The sequence below is a fragment of the Streptomyces sp. UW30 genome, from assembly GCF_008042075.1.
Taxonomy (GTDB): domain Bacteria; phylum Actinomycetota; class Actinomycetes; order Streptomycetales; family Streptomycetaceae; genus Streptomyces.
The window spans coordinates 386,654-402,680 of the sequence record NZ_RDBN01000043.1 but is presented as its reverse complement, the minus strand read 5'-3'; the positions used below and the strand labels follow the sequence as shown (position 1 = coordinate 402,680).

The 16,027-nt window shown below is 71.8% G+C and carries 16 protein-coding genes, 1 pseudogene and 1 riboswitch; of the genes and pseudogenes, 15 read left to right on the top strand and 2 right to left on the bottom strand.

The features are described 5' to 3' along the window. Nucleotides 1-141 precede the first annotated feature (141 nt). Entirely contained in the window at nt 142-1,422 is a 1,281-nt protein-coding gene (locus EAO75_RS32095) for an acyl-CoA dehydrogenase family protein (protein WP_147998651.1), read from the top strand. Nucleotides 1,423-1,472: 50 nt separating this feature from the next. After that, the gene (locus EAO75_RS32090) at nt 1,473-1,931 is read left to right on the top strand and encodes an RrF2 family transcriptional regulator (protein ID WP_147998650.1); all 459 of its coding nucleotides are present in this window, start codon (nt 1,473-1,475) and stop codon (nt 1,929-1,931) included. A gap of 25 nt (nt 1,932-1,956) precedes the next feature. Here the strand turns inward: EAO75_RS32090 and EAO75_RS32085 are convergent, their stop codons facing one another. Then, nucleotides 1,957-2,697 (bottom strand): class I SAM-dependent DNA methyltransferase, encoded by a 741-nt coding sequence (locus EAO75_RS32085; protein ID WP_147998649.1) that lies wholly within the window; start codon nt 2,695-2,697, stop codon nt 1,957-1,959. Nucleotides 2,698-2,767: 70 nt separating this feature from the next. On the opposite strand from EAO75_RS32085, the pseudogene EAO75_RS32080 reads away from it, so the two are divergent. The 12 genes and pseudogenes from EAO75_RS32080 to EAO75_RS32040 all read left to right on the top strand — a co-directional run. Beyond that, nucleotides 2,768-2,974 (top strand): annotated as a pseudogene (locus EAO75_RS32080) (BBE domain-containing protein); the annotation flags it as partial. Nucleotides 2,975-3,224: 250 nt separating this feature from the next. Continuing rightward, nucleotides 3,225-3,323: a putative leader peptide gene (locus EAO75_RS48330; protein ID WP_315987497.1), complete on the top strand. Its 99-nt coding sequence runs from the start codon at nt 3,225-3,227 to the stop codon at nt 3,321-3,323. Nucleotides 3,324-3,390: 67 nt separating this feature from the next. Beyond that, nucleotides 3,391-4,287: a glutathione S-transferase C-terminal domain-containing protein gene (locus EAO75_RS32075; protein ID WP_147998647.1), complete on the top strand. Its 897-nt coding sequence runs from the start codon at nt 3,391-3,393 to the stop codon at nt 4,285-4,287. 66 nt (nt 4,288-4,353) lie between these two features. Further along, a riboswitch (SAM riboswitch) is annotated at nt 4,354-4,461 on the top strand. Between the two features lie 19 nt (nt 4,462-4,480). Beyond that, nucleotides 4,481-4,642: a hypothetical protein gene (locus EAO75_RS46130; RefSeq protein ID WP_222724004.1), complete on the top strand. Its 162-nt coding sequence runs from the start codon at nt 4,481-4,483 to the stop codon at nt 4,640-4,642. A gap of 183 nt (nt 4,643-4,825) precedes the next feature. Beyond that, nucleotides 4,826-5,809, top strand: coding sequence for an amino acid ABC transporter permease (locus tag EAO75_RS32070; RefSeq protein WP_147998646.1), 984 nt, complete (start codon nt 4,826-4,828; stop codon nt 5,807-5,809). Continuing rightward, nucleotides 5,806-6,600 carry an amino acid ABC transporter ATP-binding protein gene (locus EAO75_RS32065; protein ID WP_147998645.1) on the top strand — a complete coding sequence of 265 codons (795 nt, stop codon included), beginning with the start codon at nt 5,806-5,808 and terminating at the stop codon, nt 6,598-6,600. Before EAO75_RS32070 ends, EAO75_RS32065 begins: the two co-directional genes overlap by 4 nt. A gap of 68 nt (nt 6,601-6,668) precedes the next feature. Then, entirely contained in the window at nt 6,669-7,691 is a 1,023-nt protein-coding gene (locus EAO75_RS32060) for an ABC transporter substrate-binding protein (RefSeq protein WP_147998644.1), read from the top strand. Between the two features lie 24 nt (nt 7,692-7,715). Then, nucleotides 7,716-7,985: a putative leader peptide gene (locus EAO75_RS48700; RefSeq protein ID WP_410092498.1), complete on the top strand. Its 270-nt coding sequence runs from the start codon at nt 7,716-7,718 to the stop codon at nt 7,983-7,985. A 74-nt stretch (nt 7,986-8,059) separates the two neighbouring features. Beyond that, entirely contained in the window at nt 8,060-9,262 is a 1,203-nt protein-coding gene (locus tag EAO75_RS32055) for an LLM class flavin-dependent oxidoreductase (RefSeq protein WP_147998643.1), read from the top strand. A 20-nt stretch (nt 9,263-9,282) separates the two neighbouring features. Then, nucleotides 9,283-10,662 carry an NtaA/DmoA family FMN-dependent monooxygenase gene (locus EAO75_RS32050; protein WP_147998642.1) on the top strand — a complete coding sequence of 460 codons (1,380 nt, stop codon included), beginning with the start codon at nt 9,283-9,285 and terminating at the stop codon, nt 10,660-10,662. Next, nucleotides 10,659-11,750: an LLM class flavin-dependent oxidoreductase gene (locus EAO75_RS32045; RefSeq protein WP_147998641.1), complete on the top strand. Its 1,092-nt coding sequence runs from the start codon at nt 10,659-10,661 to the stop codon at nt 11,748-11,750. Before EAO75_RS32050 ends, EAO75_RS32045 begins: the two co-directional genes overlap by 4 nt. Further along, nucleotides 11,743-12,870 (top strand): LLM class flavin-dependent oxidoreductase, encoded by a 1,128-nt coding sequence (locus tag EAO75_RS32040; protein WP_147998640.1) that lies wholly within the window; start codon nt 11,743-11,745, stop codon nt 12,868-12,870. Before EAO75_RS32045 ends, EAO75_RS32040 begins: the two co-directional genes overlap by 8 nt. Before the next feature lie 126 nt (nt 12,871-12,996). On the opposite strand, the gene EAO75_RS32035 is transcribed toward EAO75_RS32040, so the two are convergent. Next, on the bottom strand, nt 12,997-14,082 hold the full coding sequence (locus EAO75_RS32035; protein WP_147998639.1) for a M12 family metallopeptidase: 1,086 nt from the start codon (nt 14,080-14,082) through the stop codon (nt 12,997-12,999). Between the two features lie 94 nt (nt 14,083-14,176). Here EAO75_RS32035 and EAO75_RS32030 point away from each other — a divergent pair, with 94 nt between their 5' ends. Continuing rightward, entirely contained in the window at nt 14,177-15,997 is a 1,821-nt protein-coding gene (locus EAO75_RS32030) for a LuxR C-terminal-related transcriptional regulator (RefSeq protein ID WP_187284658.1), read from the top strand. Nucleotides 15,998-16,027 lie beyond the last annotated feature (30 nt).

Below are 16,027 nucleotides of genomic sequence, written 5' to 3'. Positions count from 1 at the left end.
CTGCGCCCGCCCGTGTCCGGCCTCGCGAACAGGCCGGTCGGGAGCGGGAATCGGCCACACCGCACACGCATTCCCTAGATTTCCTATCGAATTACTAGGGAAGTGTTGACCCCCGTCGGTGGAGCGAGTGAGGATGACGCCATGACGATCGCCCCACCGGCCCCGGCCGCTCCGTTCGGTGACTCCGACCGGGGCGCACCCGTGACGTCGGCGGACGGGGCGACAGAGTGGGGAACTCCACGGGAGGACTGGCCGCACATCGCCCGTGAGCTCGCGGACGACCTCGCCACAGACGCGGTCGAGCGCGAGCAGGCCGGCAAGCTCCCGCTCGACGAGGTCGCGCGGCTGCGCGAGTCGGGGCTGCTGTCCCTGCTCGTCCCGGCCGAACGCGGCGGCGGCGGTGCCGACTGGCGCACCGCCCACACCGTCCTACGGACCGTCGCCGCGGCCGACGGAGCCGTCGGGCACTTGCTGGGCAGCCACTACTTCCTGTCCTACTGCGCCCGGTTCTTCGCCGGCCCCGACCGTGCCGCGCGCATCGAGCGCACCTTCGCGGCGGGGCAGTGGTACTGGGGCGGCGGCATCGCCTCCCAGGAACCGCCGCTCATCCTGACCCCCACCGCGAACGGCTATCTGCTGGACGGCCACCAGCGATACGGCTCCGGAGTCGGCGTCGCCGACCGGCTGCTGGTCCGCGCCGCCGTGCCCGGCACCGGCGAGCCCGTCGCCGTCCTCGTCGACACCGCCCAGCCGGGCGTGGTGAGCGGCGGTGGCGGCGACACCTTCGGGCAGCGGCTGGCCGCCGCGGGCGGCGTGTCGTTCGACTCCGTGCCGGTCACGCGCGACGACGTGCTCGGCTCCCTCTCCTCCGACGACGGCGCCCTGTCCCCCTTCACCGGCCTCGCCGCGCCGACCGCTCGGCTGGTCTCCGCCCAGTTCTGTCTCGGCGTCGCCGAGGGGCTGCTCGGTGAAGTCCGCGAGCACGGCCGGACGGTTGCGTCACCCTGGCACCCCTTCTCACCCCAGCCCTGGTCGGGCGGCCCGCCGCAGGATCCGTACGTGCTCACCGCCTACGGCGAACTCGCCGTCGCCGCCCGCGCCGCGTCCGCCCTCGCCGACCAGGCGGGGGACGCTCTCACCCGTGGTCTTGAGCGGGGGGAGGACCTCGACGACGAGGAGGGCGCGGAGATCGCCGTCCTCGCGAGCGCGGCCGAGGCCGCCGCGGCGCGGGCCGCGCAGGAGATCACCACCCGCGCGCTGGAGGCCGTCGGCGCGACCGCCGCCTTCGCCCGGCACGGCCTGGACCGCTTCTGGCGCGACACGCGCACGCACACCCTGCGGGAGCCGGTCGCCCACCGGCTGCGCGAGGTCGGGGACTACTTCCTCAACGGCGCGCATCCTCCGTTCAGCCTTCCCGCCTGACCGAGGGGTCGTCCGTGAGGACCGGGACTGCGGTGAGGGATAATCGCGGCATGCGGATCTCGGCCAGAGCGGACTATGCGGTGCGGGCGGCTTTGGAGCTGGCCGCGGCAGGCGAAGACACCTCACTGAAGGCCGAGGCCATCGCCGAGGCACAGGGCATTCCGCACAAGTTCCTGGAGGGCATCCTCGGCGACCTGCGCCGGGGCGGCCTCGTCGTCAGCCAGCGCGGCGGCAAGGGCGGCTATCGGCTCGCCCGACCGGCGGACACCATCGCCATCGCCGAGGTGATCCGGGTGGCGGACGGCCCCCTCGTCTCGGTGCGCGGCGTACGCCCGCCCGACCTCTCCTACATCGGCCCCGCCGAGTCCCTGCTGCCGCTGTGGATCGCCGTGCGCGCCAACGTTCGCAAGATCCTCGGCGAGGTCACCCTGGCCCACGTGGCCGCGGCCAAGCTGCCCGACGACGTACTGAGCCTCGCGGACGACCCCGACGCGTGGACGAACCCCTGACCGGCGCCCCGCCGGCCGGCGGCCCTCAGCCGGCCGGCTTCTCCCACACCGACACGTGCTTGCCGCTCTCACTGGTGAACGGCTCGCGCGTCCAGCTCTCCCACCTCTCGCGCAGCCGCAGACCGGCGAGCCGGGCCATCAGATCCAGCTCGGCCGGCCACACGTACCGGAACGGGATGGACCAGTGCTCGGCGCGGCCGTCGACGATGGTGACGTAGTGGGAGCTCATCGCCTGGGTGGCGACGTCGTAGGTGTCGAACGCCCACTGGGTGTCGCTGATGTGGAACGGTACGGCGCTCTGCCCGGGAGGCAGCCGGCGCAGATCGGGCACGCCCACCTCGACCACGAAGCAACCACCGGGCCGCAGATGGGCGGCGGCGTTGCGGAAGCAGTCGACCTGGGCGTCCTGGGTGGTCAGATTGTCGATCGTGTTGAACACCAGGTAGGCGAGCGAGAAGTCGCCCGCCACCCGCGTCGTCGCGAAGTCCCCGATCGTCACCTCGACGGCGTCACCGCCGGGCTTGGTACGCAGCCGGTCCACCATGGCGCGGGACATGTCGATGCCGTGCACCGGGACGCCCCGGCCGGACAGCGGCAGCGCGATCCGGCCGGTGCCGATGCCGAGTTCGAGCGCCGCGCCGTCGCCGGCGAGTTCGGCCAGCAGGTCGACCGCCGGGTCCACCACGTCAGGGCTGAACATGTCCGCGGCCGAATCGTCGTAGCCGGCAGCGATCTTCTCTCCGAAATAGCCGTCGTCATCGATCACGCCGGGACCGTACTGCGGCCGCCGCACCGAGGCACGTGAATTTCGCGGGCGGTCGATTCGGGTGGACCTGTACTCCGGCACCGGAGGCGCCCCGGCCGCCGCCGACGGCGCGTTCATCAACTACCCGGACACCGACCTGGCCGATCCCGCCCGGAACACCGGTGCTCCGTGGCAGACCCTGTACTTCGGCGACAACTACCGCCGCCTCCAGCGCGCGAAGGCGAAGTGGGACCCCCGCGACGTCTTCCACCATGCCCTGTCGGTACGCCCGGCCTGAACGGCGGTGGGCGTGGGAGCCCGGCACCGTCGCTCCCACGCCCCGCCGCGCCGTCCCCGGAGATCGGGCCGCCGAGGTGAGCGCCCGTGCCCTGATCGAGGCGGTGTGGTGAGCGGGTGGTGAACCGGCGGGCCTCCACCCCGCCGACCACGAGGTGCCGGACGCCGCTCAATCCGCGGACGCCGTCTTGACGTGGGCCGCGTACGGACCGACACTCTCATCAAGTTTCCTAGTGAATTGGTAGGGAAGCATGGGGCGTCTTGAGTCGGTCACCGGTCGAGTGAGCCGTACGCCCCTTCTCACGTCCCGCCGTCACATCGATCTGCTCCGCGTCTGCAGCGCGATCTGACCCCCTGAGCCGAGCCTTCACGTCGCTTCCGTACGCGTACGTCCACACGCCTGCCCCGGGGAGAGTCATGTCCGTCACACCGCTGGCCGCCCACCCGTCCGCACCGACCGCTCCCGCCTTCCGGGGCCGGATCGGCCGGGACGCGCGCAGCGGCCACTACGCCGTGCCGCGCCGCTACCGCCTCCACCTGACGACCGCATGTCCGGACGGCCTGCGCATCGCCGTCGCCCACAGCCTGCTGGGCCTCGACTCCATCTGCCCGACGACGTTCCTGCCCCCGATCCCCGACTGCCCCGACGGTGGGCACGCCGTGCTGCGCCCGCTGTACGACGCCAGCGCCCACCGGTACGCCGGACCGGCCCTCGCGCCGGTTCTCAGCGACGACTGGTCCGGGCGCATCGTGAGCACGCACGCACCCGACATCACCCGCGACCTGGCCCGGCGCTTCGGCGGCTGTCGGCTGGAGCTGTACCCGTGCGGCGCGGAGTCGGAGATCGAGGCCGTCGAGCGGATGTGCGCGCAGGACATCGAGGAGGCCGCGCAGGGCGCGGGGGCAGCCGGCGCCGAGCGGGCGGAGCGGGACGAGGCGCTCGGGACACTGCTGGATGCGCTGGGCGCCCTGGACCGGTGGCTGGACGGGCGCGAGTACCTGATTCGCGATCAAATCACCGCCGCCGACGTCGAGTTGTGGGTCACCCTCGTCCAACTCGACACCGTCCACCGGCACCACCTGGACGCCGCCGCGGTGCAACGCGTCGCCGCGCACGCCACCCTGTGGGCCTACGCCCGCCGGCTCGCCGCGCACCCGGCCTTCGGCGCGCATCTCGACCTGGACGCCATCTCCCGCCGCCACCACGCCCGTTGCCGGGGCCTGGAGGACGCCGGAGCGGCCGTCCAGATCCTGGACTGGGCGGCCCACGCGGCGGCCGGAACCGGGGCGCGAGCGCAGGTCGAGCGGCCATGAGCCGGTCCGCACCGTGGACCGGCGTTGACATTCGTTCGGGCAACTGTCTTACTTACGGCCCAGAACGGTCATGAGCGTCAGCGACAAGCCCTGGCTCGCTGACCGGCAACCCTCGCATCGCGGTGGGGTGCCCCAGGTGACGACCGGACCGGATGACTTCGGTAAGCGCGAAGGCCCCAAAGGGGCCGGAAGAGTGAGTGACACCATGGACGCAGCTCCCAGGACGGCCGTACGCCGCCCCCAGAGCCGCGCCCTGGCGTACGCGACCCTGTTCGTCGCCGACCGGGCCGTCGATCTGCTCCGCGTCAACAGCGCACTGTGTACCGCACCGGGCTGTGCCCGCAGCCGCGGCTGACTTCTCCCGTCCGCTGCCCCGCACTCCCTGACGAACACCGCCTCGGCGGTGTGCTGTCGTCCGCCCACCCCCCGGTGACCGTGCGTCCTCCCGCGTCCTGACGAGCCGCAGCCGCAGTGCGGCTTGTCGTCGCCGCGCCGTGCGCCGCGTTCCGGGGACATCCGACTCCTGCCGGAGCCCTCCATGAGTGAACCCCCAGGCGCCGTCGTCTCCCTCGCCGAGGCACCGCCGCCCGCCGACGCCCCGCCGAAACAGCTCGCGGCCCAGCACGTGCTGCCACTGAGGCGGCCAGGCCGCTGGATCGCCACCGCGGTGGTCCTGGTCCTGGCGGCCCAGTTCGTCCACGGCCTGGTGACCAACCCCTTCTACCAGTGGGACCGTTTCGGCTACTGGTTCCTGCGGCCCACCATCCTCGACGGACTCCTCATCACCCTCGAAGTCACCGCCTACAGCGCGGTGTTGGGCCTCCTCGGCGGCGTCCTGCTGGCACTGGCCCGGCTCTCGAAGAGCCCGGTGCTGCGCGCGATCAGCTGGGTCTACGTCTGGGCGTTCCGCTCCGTCCCGCTGATCGTGGTGCTGCTGTTCCTCTACAACTTCAGCGCCCTGTACAAGACGCTGAGCGTGGGCATCCCCTTCGGACCCGCCTTCTTCTCCTTCGACGAGTCGAAGCTCGCCACCGACATGGTCATCGCCGTCGTAGGCATCAGCCTGCACGAGTCCGCGTACGCCGCCGAGGTCGTCCGCGGCGGCGTCCTCTCCGTCGACCAGGGCCAGCACGAGGCGTCCGCCGCGCTCGGCCTGCCCAAGGGCTACCAGTTCCGCAGAATCGTGTTCCCGCAGGCGCTGCGCTCCATCGTGCCGAACTACGTCAACCAGCTCATCGGCCTGATCAAGGGCACCTCGCTGGTCTTCTACGTCTCCCTGCTCGACCTGTTCGGCTCCGCGCAGTCCATGGGGTCCACCTATCCCGGCGACATCGTGCCGCTGCTGATGGTCGCCACCGTCTGGTACCTGATCCTCACCAGCGTCGTCTCCGTCGTCCAGTTCTACGTCGAGCGGTACTACGCCCGGGGCGCCACGCGCTCCCTGCCGCCGACCCCGTTGCAGAGGCTGCGGACCGGTCTCACCGACCTCAGGGCCCACATCCGCAGGGAGGCCGCCGTATGACCGCCGAGACCCAGACCCTCCTCGACAACGCGCCCGCCACCGTGGAGGTGCACGACGTGCACAAGTGGTACGGCGCCCACCGGGTGCTGAACGGCGTCGACCTGACCGTGCGGCCGGGCGAGGTCACCGTGATCATCGGCCCCTCCGGCTCCGGCAAGTCCACCCTGCTCAGGGTCATCAACCACCTGGAGAAGCCCGAGATCGGCCACGTCAGCCTCAACGGCGAGCTCATCGGCGTACGCCGGCAGGGCGACCGGCTCAAGGAGCTGAGCGAGCGGGCCATCCTCACGCAGCGCGGCAGGATCGGCTTCGTCTTCCAGAACTTCAACCTCTTCCCGCATCTGACGGTCCTCGACAACGTGGCCGCCGCCCCGGTGGCGACCGGCAAGCTCGCCAAGGCCGAGGCCCTGGAGCTCGCCCGCGACCTCCTCGGCCGGGTCGGACTCGCCGACAAGGCCGCCGCCTACCCACGGCAGTTGTCGGGCGGCCAGCAGCAGCGCGTGGCCATCGCCCGCGCCCTCGCCCTGCGCCCCGGCGTCATCCTCTTCGACGAGCCGACCTCCGCGCTCGACCCTGAGCTCGTCGGCGAAGTCCTGTCCGTCATCAAGGACTTGGCGACCAGCGGCACCACCCTCGTCATCGTCACCCACGAGATCGGCTTCGCCCGCGAGATCGCCGACCGGGTCGTCTTCATCGACGGCGGCAGGATCGTCGAGCAGGGCCCGCCCTCCGAGGTCCTCGACAAGCCGCGCCACGAGCGGACCAGGGACTTTCTCAGCAAGGTCCTCTGAGCGCACCGCTCCCCACGAACTCCCCCCACGCGTCACCCTCACCACCCTCCCGAACACCAAGGACGGCCATGCCCACCCACATCTCCCGACGCAGCCTGATACGCGGCATCACCGCGGCGACCGCGGTCGCCACCCTCGCCACCGGGCTCGCCGCCTGCGGTGGGAGCAGCGACGCCGCCACCAGGACGAACGACAGCGGGGGCACCGTCACCGTCGGCCAACTGTCCAACGGTGCCGCCAAGGAGACCACCCTGAAGGTGTCCGAGGTGAAGTCCATCAGCGCGAAGCTGCCCGACGCCCTCAAGAAGAGCGGCAAGCTGGTCATCGGCTCCGGCACCCTGCCCTCCGGGGCCCCGCCGCTGGGCTTCGTGGGCAGCGACCAGAAGACCCTCACCGGCTCCGAGATCGACCTGGCCCGGCTGGTCGCGGCCGTCCTCGGCCTGGAGCCCGAGGTCAAGCGGTTCACCTGGGAGAACCTCTTCGTCGGCATCGACAGCGGCAAGGTGAACGTCGGCTTCTCGAACATCACCGACACCGAGGAGCGCAAGCAGAAGTACGAGTTCGCCTCCTACCGCAAGGACGACCTCGCCTTCGAGGCGCTCAAGGACTCGAAGTTCAGCTTCGACGGCGACTACAAGGCCCTCGCCGGCAAGACCGTGTCCGTCGGTGCGGGCACCAACCAGGAGCGGATCCTGCTGGAGTGGAAGGACAGGCTGGAGAAGGAGGGCAAGAAGCTGACGGTCAAGTACTTCCAGGACAACAACAGCACCTACCTGGCCCTCAACAGCGGCAAGATCGACGCCTACTTCGGCCCCAGCCCCAACCTCTCCTACCACGTCACCCAGACGAAGAGCACGCCCAGCCCGACCAGGATCGCGGGCCAGTTCTCCGGCGCCGGGGCGACGCTCCAGGGCCTGATCGCCGCGACCGCCAAGAAGGACAGCGGCCTCGCCGAGCCCCTCGCCGCCGCGATCAACCACCTGATCGAGAACGGCCAGTACGCGAAGTGGCTCGCCGCCTGGAACCTGTCCAACGAGGCCGTGTCCAAGTCGGAGGTCAACCCGCCCGGGCTGCCGCTGGACAATTCCTGACAGCTCGTCACATGACTGCCCGCCATGCACGCTGACCCGAGGAAGGAATCCGCCTCCGTGGCCGCGGGCCGACCCGGCCGCGGGGGCCGACCTGCGCACCTGCCTGGTGCGCACACCGGGAACAGCCCACCAGGCCGGGGCGTTGTGACTCACGACGAGATGTGCGAGGCGCCGAAGCGCGCGATGCGACGGACGGAGGTGGCGGACGTGACGCACCTGTTCCACGCCGTCCACCTCCACTCCCGGCCCCACATCGACCTCCAGCGCGTGTCCGCCGCGCTCTGTTGTTCCTGACGTTCCCTCACCCGCCGTGCCCCCTTGAGCGAGGGCCGGCGTTCTCGTACGGACTTCCAGGAAGGCACCGACCCGTGTCCTCAGCATCCTCTTCCTCCCTGCACCTCGCCGTCGCCCTGGACGGCACGGGCTGGCATCCCGCCTCCTGGCGTGAGCCGGTGGCCCGCCCCCGGGACCTGTTCACCGCCGCCTACTGGGCCGACCTGGTCACCGAGGCCGAGCGCGGGCTGCTCGACTTCGTGACCATCGAGGACGGCCTCGGCCCGCAGTCCTCCCACTTCCTGGACCCGGACGAGCGCACCGACCAGGTCCGCGGCCGCCTCGACGCCGTCCTCATCGCCTCCCGCGTGGCCCCGTTGACCAGCCACATAGGTCTGGTGCCGACGGTGGTGTCCACCCACACGGAGCCGTTCCACATCTCCAAGGCCATCGCCACCCTCGACTACGTCAGCTCCGGCCGCGCAGGACTGCGGGTACAGATCACCGCCCGCCCGAACGAGGCCGCGCACTTCGGCCGCCGCACCATCGCGCGCATCGAGGCCTACGACAGCCCGGCCGCCCGCGAGGTGGTGACCGACCTCTTCGACGAGGCCGCCGACTACGTCGAGGTGGTGCGGCGCCTCTGGGACAGCTGGGAGGACGGCGCCGAGATCCGGGACACCGCCACCGGGCGCTTCATCGACCGCGAGAAGCTGCACTACATCGACTTCGAGGGCAGCCACTTCAGCGTCAAGGGCCCCTCCATCACACCCCGCCCGCCGCAGGGCCAGCCGCTCGTCACCGCCCTCGCCCACGACACCGTCCCCTACCGGCTCGTGGCCCGCGCCGCCGACGTCGGCTATGTCACCCCGTACGACGCCGACGAGGCCCGCGCCGTCGTCGCGCAGATCCGCGCCGAGCAGAGCGCGGCAGGGAGGGCGGCCGAACCCCTGCACGTCTTCGGCGACCTGGTGGTCTTCCTGGACGACGACCCGGCCGCCGCGACCGCACGCCGGGAACGGCTCGACGCGCTCGCGGGACAGCCGTACACGAGTGACGCCCTGGTCTTCACCGGCACTCCCTCCCAACTGGCCGACCTGCTCCGGGAGTTGCACGGCGCCGGACTGTCCGGCTTCCGGCTGCGCCCCGCCGTTCTCGGCCACGACCTTCCGGCGATCACCCGGGGACTGGTCCCCGAACTCCAGCGTCGCGGCGTCTTCCGCCACGCCTACGAGGCCGACACCCTGCGCGGCCTACTGGGTCTCGACCGCCCCGCCAACCGCTACGCAGCCGCCTGAGCCGGAAGGACCGCACCGACATGACCAAGCCGSTGAAGCAGATCCACCTGGCCGCCCACTTCCCCGGCGTCAACAACACGACCGTGTGGAGCGACCCGCAGGCCGGCAGCCACATCGAGTTCAGCTCCTTCGCCCACTTCGCGCGGACCGCGGAACGGGCCAAGTTCGACTTCCTGTTCCTCGCCGAGGGGCTCAGGCTCCGCGAACAGGGCGGGAAGATCTACGACCTGGACGTCGTCGGCCGCCCCGACACCTTCACGATCCTTGCCGCGCTCGCCGCCGTCACCGAGCACCTCGGGCTGACCGGCACCATCAACTCCACCTTCAACGAGCCCTACGAGGTCGCCCGCCAGTTCGCCGGCCTCGACCACCTCTCCGGCGGCCGCGCCGCCTGGAACGTCGTCACCTCCTGGGACGCCTTCACCGGCGAGAACTTCCGCCGCGGCGGCTTCCTGCCGCAGGAGGAGCGCTACTCCCGGGCCAAGGAGTTCCTCGCCACGGCGAACGAGCTCTTCGACTCCTGGCACGGCGACGAGATCCTCGCCGACCAGGAGACCGGCACGTTCCTGCGGGACGCCAAGGCCGGCGCCTTCGTGCACACCGGGCAGCACTTCGACATCCACGGGCAGTTCAACGTCCCGCGTTCGCCCCAGGGCCGCCCCGTCATCTTCCAGGCCGGTGACTCCGAAGAGGGCCGCGAGTTCGCCGCCGCCGAGGCGGACGCCATCTTCAGCCGCTACGGCACCCTGGAGGGCGGCCGCTCCTTCTACACCGACGTGAAGTCCCGGCTGGCCAAGTACGGCCGCCGCCCCGACCAGTTGCTCATCCTGCCCGCCGCGACCTTCGCCCTCGCCGACWCSGACGCCGAGGCCGAGGAACTCGCCCGCGAGGTGCGCCGCCAGCAGGTCAGCGGAGCCACCGCACTCAAGCACCTGGAGTTCGTCTGGAACCGGGACCTCTCGGCGTACGACCCGGAAGGCCCCCTCCCCGACATCGACCCGGACGTCAGCGACAACCACATCTCCAAGGGCCGCGCCCAGGTCCGTATGTACCGGGACCCGCTGGCCACCGCACGCGAGTGGCGCGAGCTGGCCGAGGCAAACAAGTGGTCCATCCGCGACCTGGTCATCAACACCGGCAACCGGCAGAACTTCGTCGGCTCCCCGGCCACCCTCGCCAAGACCATCAACGACTTCGTGCAGGCCGACGCCGGCGACGGCTTCATCCTCGTCCCGCACATCACTCCGACCGGCCTCGACGAGTTCGCCGACAAGGTGGTGCCGCTGCTCCAGGAACAGGGCGTGTTCCGCACCGAGTACGAGGGCACGACCCTGCGCGACCACCTCGGGCTGGCCCACCCCGACGACGCCCGGGTCCGCGACGAGCGGGCGGCGTCGTGAAGTTCCTCGCCATCACCTTGATCGTGCACCGCCCGGACCCCGTCACCGGGGTCCTCAAGCCGACGCACGACCGGTTCCGCGAGGTCCTCGACAACGCCCTGCTCGCCGAGGAGCTGGGCTTCGACGGGTTCGGCGTGGGGGAGCGGCACGAGCGGCCGTTCATCTCCTCGTCCCCGACGGTCGTCCTCAGCCATGTCGCCGCCCTGACGAGGCGGATACGGCTCTTCACGGCCGTGACGACGCTCAGTCTGCTCGACCCGGTGCGCGCCTACGAGGACTACGCCACCCTCGACCACCTCTCCGAGGGGCGCCTCGACCTGATCATCGGCAAGGGCAACGGCGCCGCCCAGCGCGAGCTGTTCCAGGTCACGCCGGAGGACCAGTGGGACCGCAACGCCGAGAGCTACGAGGTCTTCCGGCGGATCTGGCGGCAGGACAAGGTGAGCGCGGCGACCCGCTTCCGCCCGCCGCTCACGGACGCCGAGGTGTGGCCGCGCCCCTACCAGCAGCCTGTCCGCGTCTGGCACGGCAGCGCCACCAGCAAGGAGTCGGTCGACCTGGCCGCCCGCTACGGCGACCCGCTGTTCTCCGCCAACGTCACCCATCCCATCGAGCCGTACGCCGAGTTGATCCGCCACTACCGCGAGCGCTGGGAGCACTACGGCCACGACCCGGCCGACCTTGCGATCGGGGCCGGCTCGGCGGGCATCCACGTGGCCCCGACGTCCCAGCAGGCGCTGGCCGCCTACCGACCGGTCTTCGAGGCCAACCTGGCCTTCTACCGCCAGGTGGGACTGCCCGTCGTGTTCGAGACCCTGGAGGACTTCGTCGAGCGCAGCTCCGCCCTGATCGGCAGCCCGCAGCAGGTCATCGACAAGGTGCACCGCTACCACGAGCAGTTCGGCCACACGGCCCTCCACCTGCACGCGGACGCGAGCGGCCTGACCGACACCCAGCACCGAGACTCACTGGAGCTGTTCCAGTCGGCGGTGGCACCCGTGCTGCGCAAGGACATCCCGGACCCGCCCTTCGCATGGGCCCCGGTGTCTCCGGCAGCACCGACCGAGCAGGAGCGAGTCCATGCCTGACATCCCCCTCGGCGTCCTGGACCTGGTACCGATCTCCTCCGGCTCGACGGCAGCGGACGCCCTGCGGAACTCCATCGATCTCGCCCGGCAGACCGAACGCTTCGGCTACGCCCGCTACTGGTTCGCCGAACACCATCTCAACCCGGGCGTGGCGGGCACGTCTCCCGCGGTCGTCCTGGCCCTGACCGCCGCGGCCACCTCCACCATCCGCCTCGGCTCCGGGGCCGTACAGCTCGGTCACCGGACCGCGCTGTCCACGGTCGAGGAGTTCGGCCTGATCGACGCCCTGCACCCCGGCCGCCTCGACCTGGGCCTCGGCCGCTCGGGCGGCCGCCCACCGGGGGAGAAGGCGACGACTGCGACGGCGACCCCGATCGTCGACGGCCGCGCCCCCAACGGACTGCTGATCCCGCCCCGCTTCTCCTTCGAGCACCTGCTCGGCTCACCCCGCGTCGCCCTGCAACGCAAGCTGCTCCTGCTGCCGGACGCCGAGCCACAGGACTACGCCGAGCAGATCGACGACATCCTCGCCCTGCTGGCCGGCACCTACCGCTCTCCCGAGGGCATCGAGGCGCACGTCGTGCCGGGCGAGGGCGCCGAGGTCGAGGTGTGGATCCTGGGCAGCAGCGGCGGCCAGAGCGCCGAGACTGCGGGCGCCCGGGGCCTGCGCTTCGCGGCGAACTACCACGTCAGCCCCGCCACGGTGCTGGAAGCGGTCGAGGGCTACCGGTCCTTCTTCCAGCCCTCCGAATCCCTCGACAAGCCGTACGTCACCGTCTCCGCCGACGTGGTCGTCGCCGAGGACGACGCGACAGCCCGTGAACTCGCCACCGGCTACGGCCTGTGGGTCCGCAGCATCCGCACCGCCGAGGGCGCCATCCCCTACCCCACACCGGAGGAGGCCCGCACCCACGCCTGGCACGACAAGGACCGAGCGCTGGTCCAGGACCGCCTCGACACCCAGTTCGTGGGATCACCGAGCCGGGTCGCCGACCAACTCGAACAGCTCCAGGAGGCCACGGGCGCCGACGAGTTGCTGATCACCACCATCACCCACGCCCACGAGGACCGGGTGCGCTCGTACGAACTCCTGGCGCAGGAGTGGCAACGCAGGTCCTAGCGGCGGAGAGCTGTGGGCGTCGGCGTGGGCGGGACGTCACCCTCCCCCGAAGGTGGCGTCCCGCCCACTTTCCCCGGCGCCGGACAGTGGACTGTTGCGCCCGTGCGCGTCAGCGGATTCGTGCCGTCACCAGCACATGACCGCTGTCTCCCCCGATCCCCAGTTGGCATAGAGGCGCACCCGGACGAAGTAGCGACGGCCCTTGACGAGGCGGGCCTTGAGCGTGGCGTTGTGCGGGGTGCCGCCGTCGTCCTGGGCGGTGAGGTAGCGGGGTTCCCCGTCTCGTTCCTCGAAGACCACGACCACGGTGTCGCTGTCGCCGAAGGTGCCCAGCGTGTACTCGCGCGTCTCCGGCGGCTCGACGACGAAGTCGGCCTGCTCGGCCGGGCCGAGCCGCAGCGGCACGGAACGGAAGGGCACCAGCTCGCGCGGCCCCGGCGTCTCGGCCGGCGGATACCAGCGGCGCACGAACTCCTGGTCCGCCCCGGACAGCACGCCCGGCGGGTTCAGGCCCGCGCGGAACTGCTCCGGCTCCAGGATCAGCCCGGCCGTGAAGGGGTACTCCATGATCGACTGCGGGTCCCAGGCGGAACCGTTGACCTCGTTCGCGTCGAGCTTGCGCAGGATGTTGAAGAACGTCTTGTCCCGGCTCCAGAAGTTCGGCGGGCCGGCCAGATCGGCGTACACGGCCTCGTCGTCCCAGTGGATCCCGGCGAACGGGCTCTGGTGCTCGTGGAGCATGCCGAGCGCGTGCCCGATCTCGTGCAGCGCCGTCCCGCGCTCCCCGGCCACGGTCAGGTCCCAGCCGAAGTTCATGGTGCGCTCGTTCAGGCCGAGCTGGAGCGCGTCCTTGCCCACCGTCGACCAGGAGCCGTCGCCGAGCTGGAACCCGATCCGCAGTTCGGCCTCCGACCGGTCGTCCACCTCCACGAACGACAGCCCGATGCCGAGCCCCTGCCACTCCTGGAAGCACTCGCGTACGACGTCCCGCTGCTCCTTGCTGCCGACCCACGAGACGTGCCGGGTCTCGCCGGTCTCCGGGTCCGGGATCGCGGATCCGTCGGAGTCCCGGTCGAAGAAGTGGTAGTGCAGCACCGTGCCGTTGACCCACATCCGGTGTCCGCCGATGAGCGCACTGAGCCGCTCGGCGGCCAGCCCCGGTGCGAAGGCGGGCGCCGACTGCTGCGCGAGGGAGCAGTAGCGAGCGGTCATGCGGACAGCCTGCCGTGGGCCTGCCGTCGGCGCCTGAGTCGGGGGCTACTCAAGTACCCGTGTATCAGAGGTGAGTCACCGCGCTCCTATTGCCGTGACGACCTACGTACGCGACGCGAAGACCCTGGAACTGCCCTGGCCGTTCACCGGCCGGGAGGACGAACTGGAACTGGTCCGCGGGGCCTTGACCGCCGGCCGGCACGGCATCGTGGTCACCGGCCCGGCAGGCAGCGGCAAGACCCGGCTCGTCACCGAGGCGGCCCGCGGCACCGAGTTCGCCCGGGTGGCCGGCACCCCCGAGACCCGCCGTATCCGCTTCGCCGCGTTCGCGCACCTCGTCCCCGAGACGGCCTCCCTGCACGGCGCGTTCCAGCATCTGTCGGCCGTACGGCTGCTCCTGGTCGACGACGCCCACCTCCTCGACGACGCCTCGGCCGCCCTCGTCCACCAGCTCGCCGTGCACGGCCGCACCCGCCTCCTGGTCGTCACCACCGACAGCGCCCCGGCCCCCGGCGCGATCTCCCGGCTGTGGACCGGCGAACTCCTGCCCCGCCTCACCCTGGAGCCGCTGCCCCGCGAGGACACGGCCCGGCTGCTGGCCGCCGAAGCGGCGGGCGCCGGCCTCGAACCGCTCACCGTCAACCGGCTGCACCGCCTGTGCCAGGGCGACCTGCGGCTGATGCGCGACCTGGCGGGCGCGGCGCGTGAGAGCGGCCTGCTCACCCGCGTCCCGGAGACGGACGAGTGGGCGTGGCGCGGCCCGGTCCCGATGACCACGACCGTGCGCGAGCGCACCGCCCACGTCCTGGACCGCACCAGCACCGAACAGCGCGAGATCCTCGAACGCCTCGCCTTCGCCGAGCCGTTGCCGCTGGACCTGGAGGCGGACCGGCTCGATCTGCGCGCCCTGGAACACCTGGAGGCCGACGCGCTGGTCCACGTCGACGACCAGGGCGCCGTCCGCCTCGCCCGCCCCCTGCACGGCCCGGTGCTGCGGGCCGCGGCCGGCCGGCTGCGGGCGAGGCGGCTGTCCCGTACGCCCGAACAGTGCGGCCCCGCCCTCGACGCCGAGCGGGCCGCGCTGAGCCGCCGTATCGAGCGGGCGGACGTACGGGCCGCGTCGGCGCCCGTGGGGGAGTGGCTGGTCGCGGAGGGCGCGCCGGTGCCGGCCGGATACGCGGCCGTACGCGCCCGGTTCACGCGACTGCGCGGTGAGCTGCGGGAGGCGGCCGCGTGGGCGCGGGAGGGGCTGCGGGGCGTCGGTGACGATCCGGCCTGCCGTCGCGAACTCGCCCTCGCCGCAGCGCAGTCGGGCGACGCGACGGCCGCGCACGAGATCCTGGGTGGCCGCCCTCACGGGGGTGGGGCGGTCACCCGGCCGACGGCGGCCCGCGGCGCCGACGGGTCGGCCGAGGCGATCGGCGGCGACGCGTACGACGCCGTCCGCCTCGGCGACCCCGAGCGCGCCGCGGGCCGCCTGAGCGGCGTCTTCGCCGAGCACGCCGACGCGCTCGCCCGCTCCGACGGCCCCGCGCTGGACCAGGTGGCCGAACAGCTCCGGGAGCGCGGCTTCCTGCTCTATGCGGCCGAGGCGCACGCCCAGGCCGTACGGGCCCACCGCGACCCGCGTGCCGTGCGCACCTCACGCACGCGTGCCGTCGCCCTGGCCCGCCGCTGCCAGGGCGCCCGCACCCCGGCCCTGTCCGGGCTGGTCCTCGGCGAACTGACCGCCCGGCAACGGCAGATCGTCACCCTGGCCGCAACGGGCCTGAGCAACCGCCAGATCGCCGAGAAACTCACCCTGTCCGTCCGCACGGTGGGCAACCACCTCTACAGCGCGTACGCCCGCCTGGGCGCCAGCGACCGCGGCGCACTGCCGTGGCTGGTGGAACTGCCGGACGCGCAGCCGGCGTAAGCAAGTCGACCGCGTGCCGCCGATGAAAGC

Bases quoted from the DNA above. Each gene is read 5' to 3' on its own strand.
- EAO75_RS32095 (WP_147998651.1), top strand. From the start codon at position 142: ATGACGATCGCCCCACCGGCCCCGGCCGCTCCGTTCGGTGACTCCGAC.
- EAO75_RS32090 (WP_147998650.1), top strand. From the start codon at position 1,473: ATGCGGATCTCGGCCAGAGCGGACTATGCGGTGCGGGCGGCTTTGGAG.
- EAO75_RS48330 (WP_315987497.1), top strand. From the start codon at position 3,225: ATGGGGCGTCTTGAGTCGGTCACCGGTCGAGTGAGCCGTACGCCCCTT.
- EAO75_RS32075 (WP_147998647.1), top strand. From the start codon at position 3,391: ATGTCCGTCACACCGCTGGCCGCCCACCCGTCCGCACCGACCGCTCCC.
- EAO75_RS32070 (WP_147998646.1), top strand. From the start codon at position 4,826: ATGAGTGAACCCCCAGGCGCCGTCGTCTCCCTCGCCGAGGCACCGCCG.
- EAO75_RS32065 (WP_147998645.1), top strand. From the start codon at position 5,806: ATGACCGCCGAGACCCAGACCCTCCTCGACAACGCGCCCGCCACCGTG.
- EAO75_RS32060 (WP_147998644.1), top strand. From the start codon at position 6,669: ATGCCCACCCACATCTCCCGACGCAGCCTGATACGCGGCATCACCGCG.
- EAO75_RS48700 (WP_410092498.1), top strand. From the start codon at position 7,716: ATGCACGCTGACCCGAGGAAGGAATCCGCCTCCGTGGCCGCGGGCCGA.
- EAO75_RS32040 (WP_147998640.1), top strand. From the start codon at position 11,743: ATGCCTGACATCCCCCTCGGCGTCCTGGACCTGGTACCGATCTCCTCC.
- EAO75_RS32035 (WP_147998639.1), bottom strand. From the start codon at position 14,082: ATGACCGCTCGCTACTGCTCCCTCGCGCAGCAGTCGGCGCCCGCCTTC.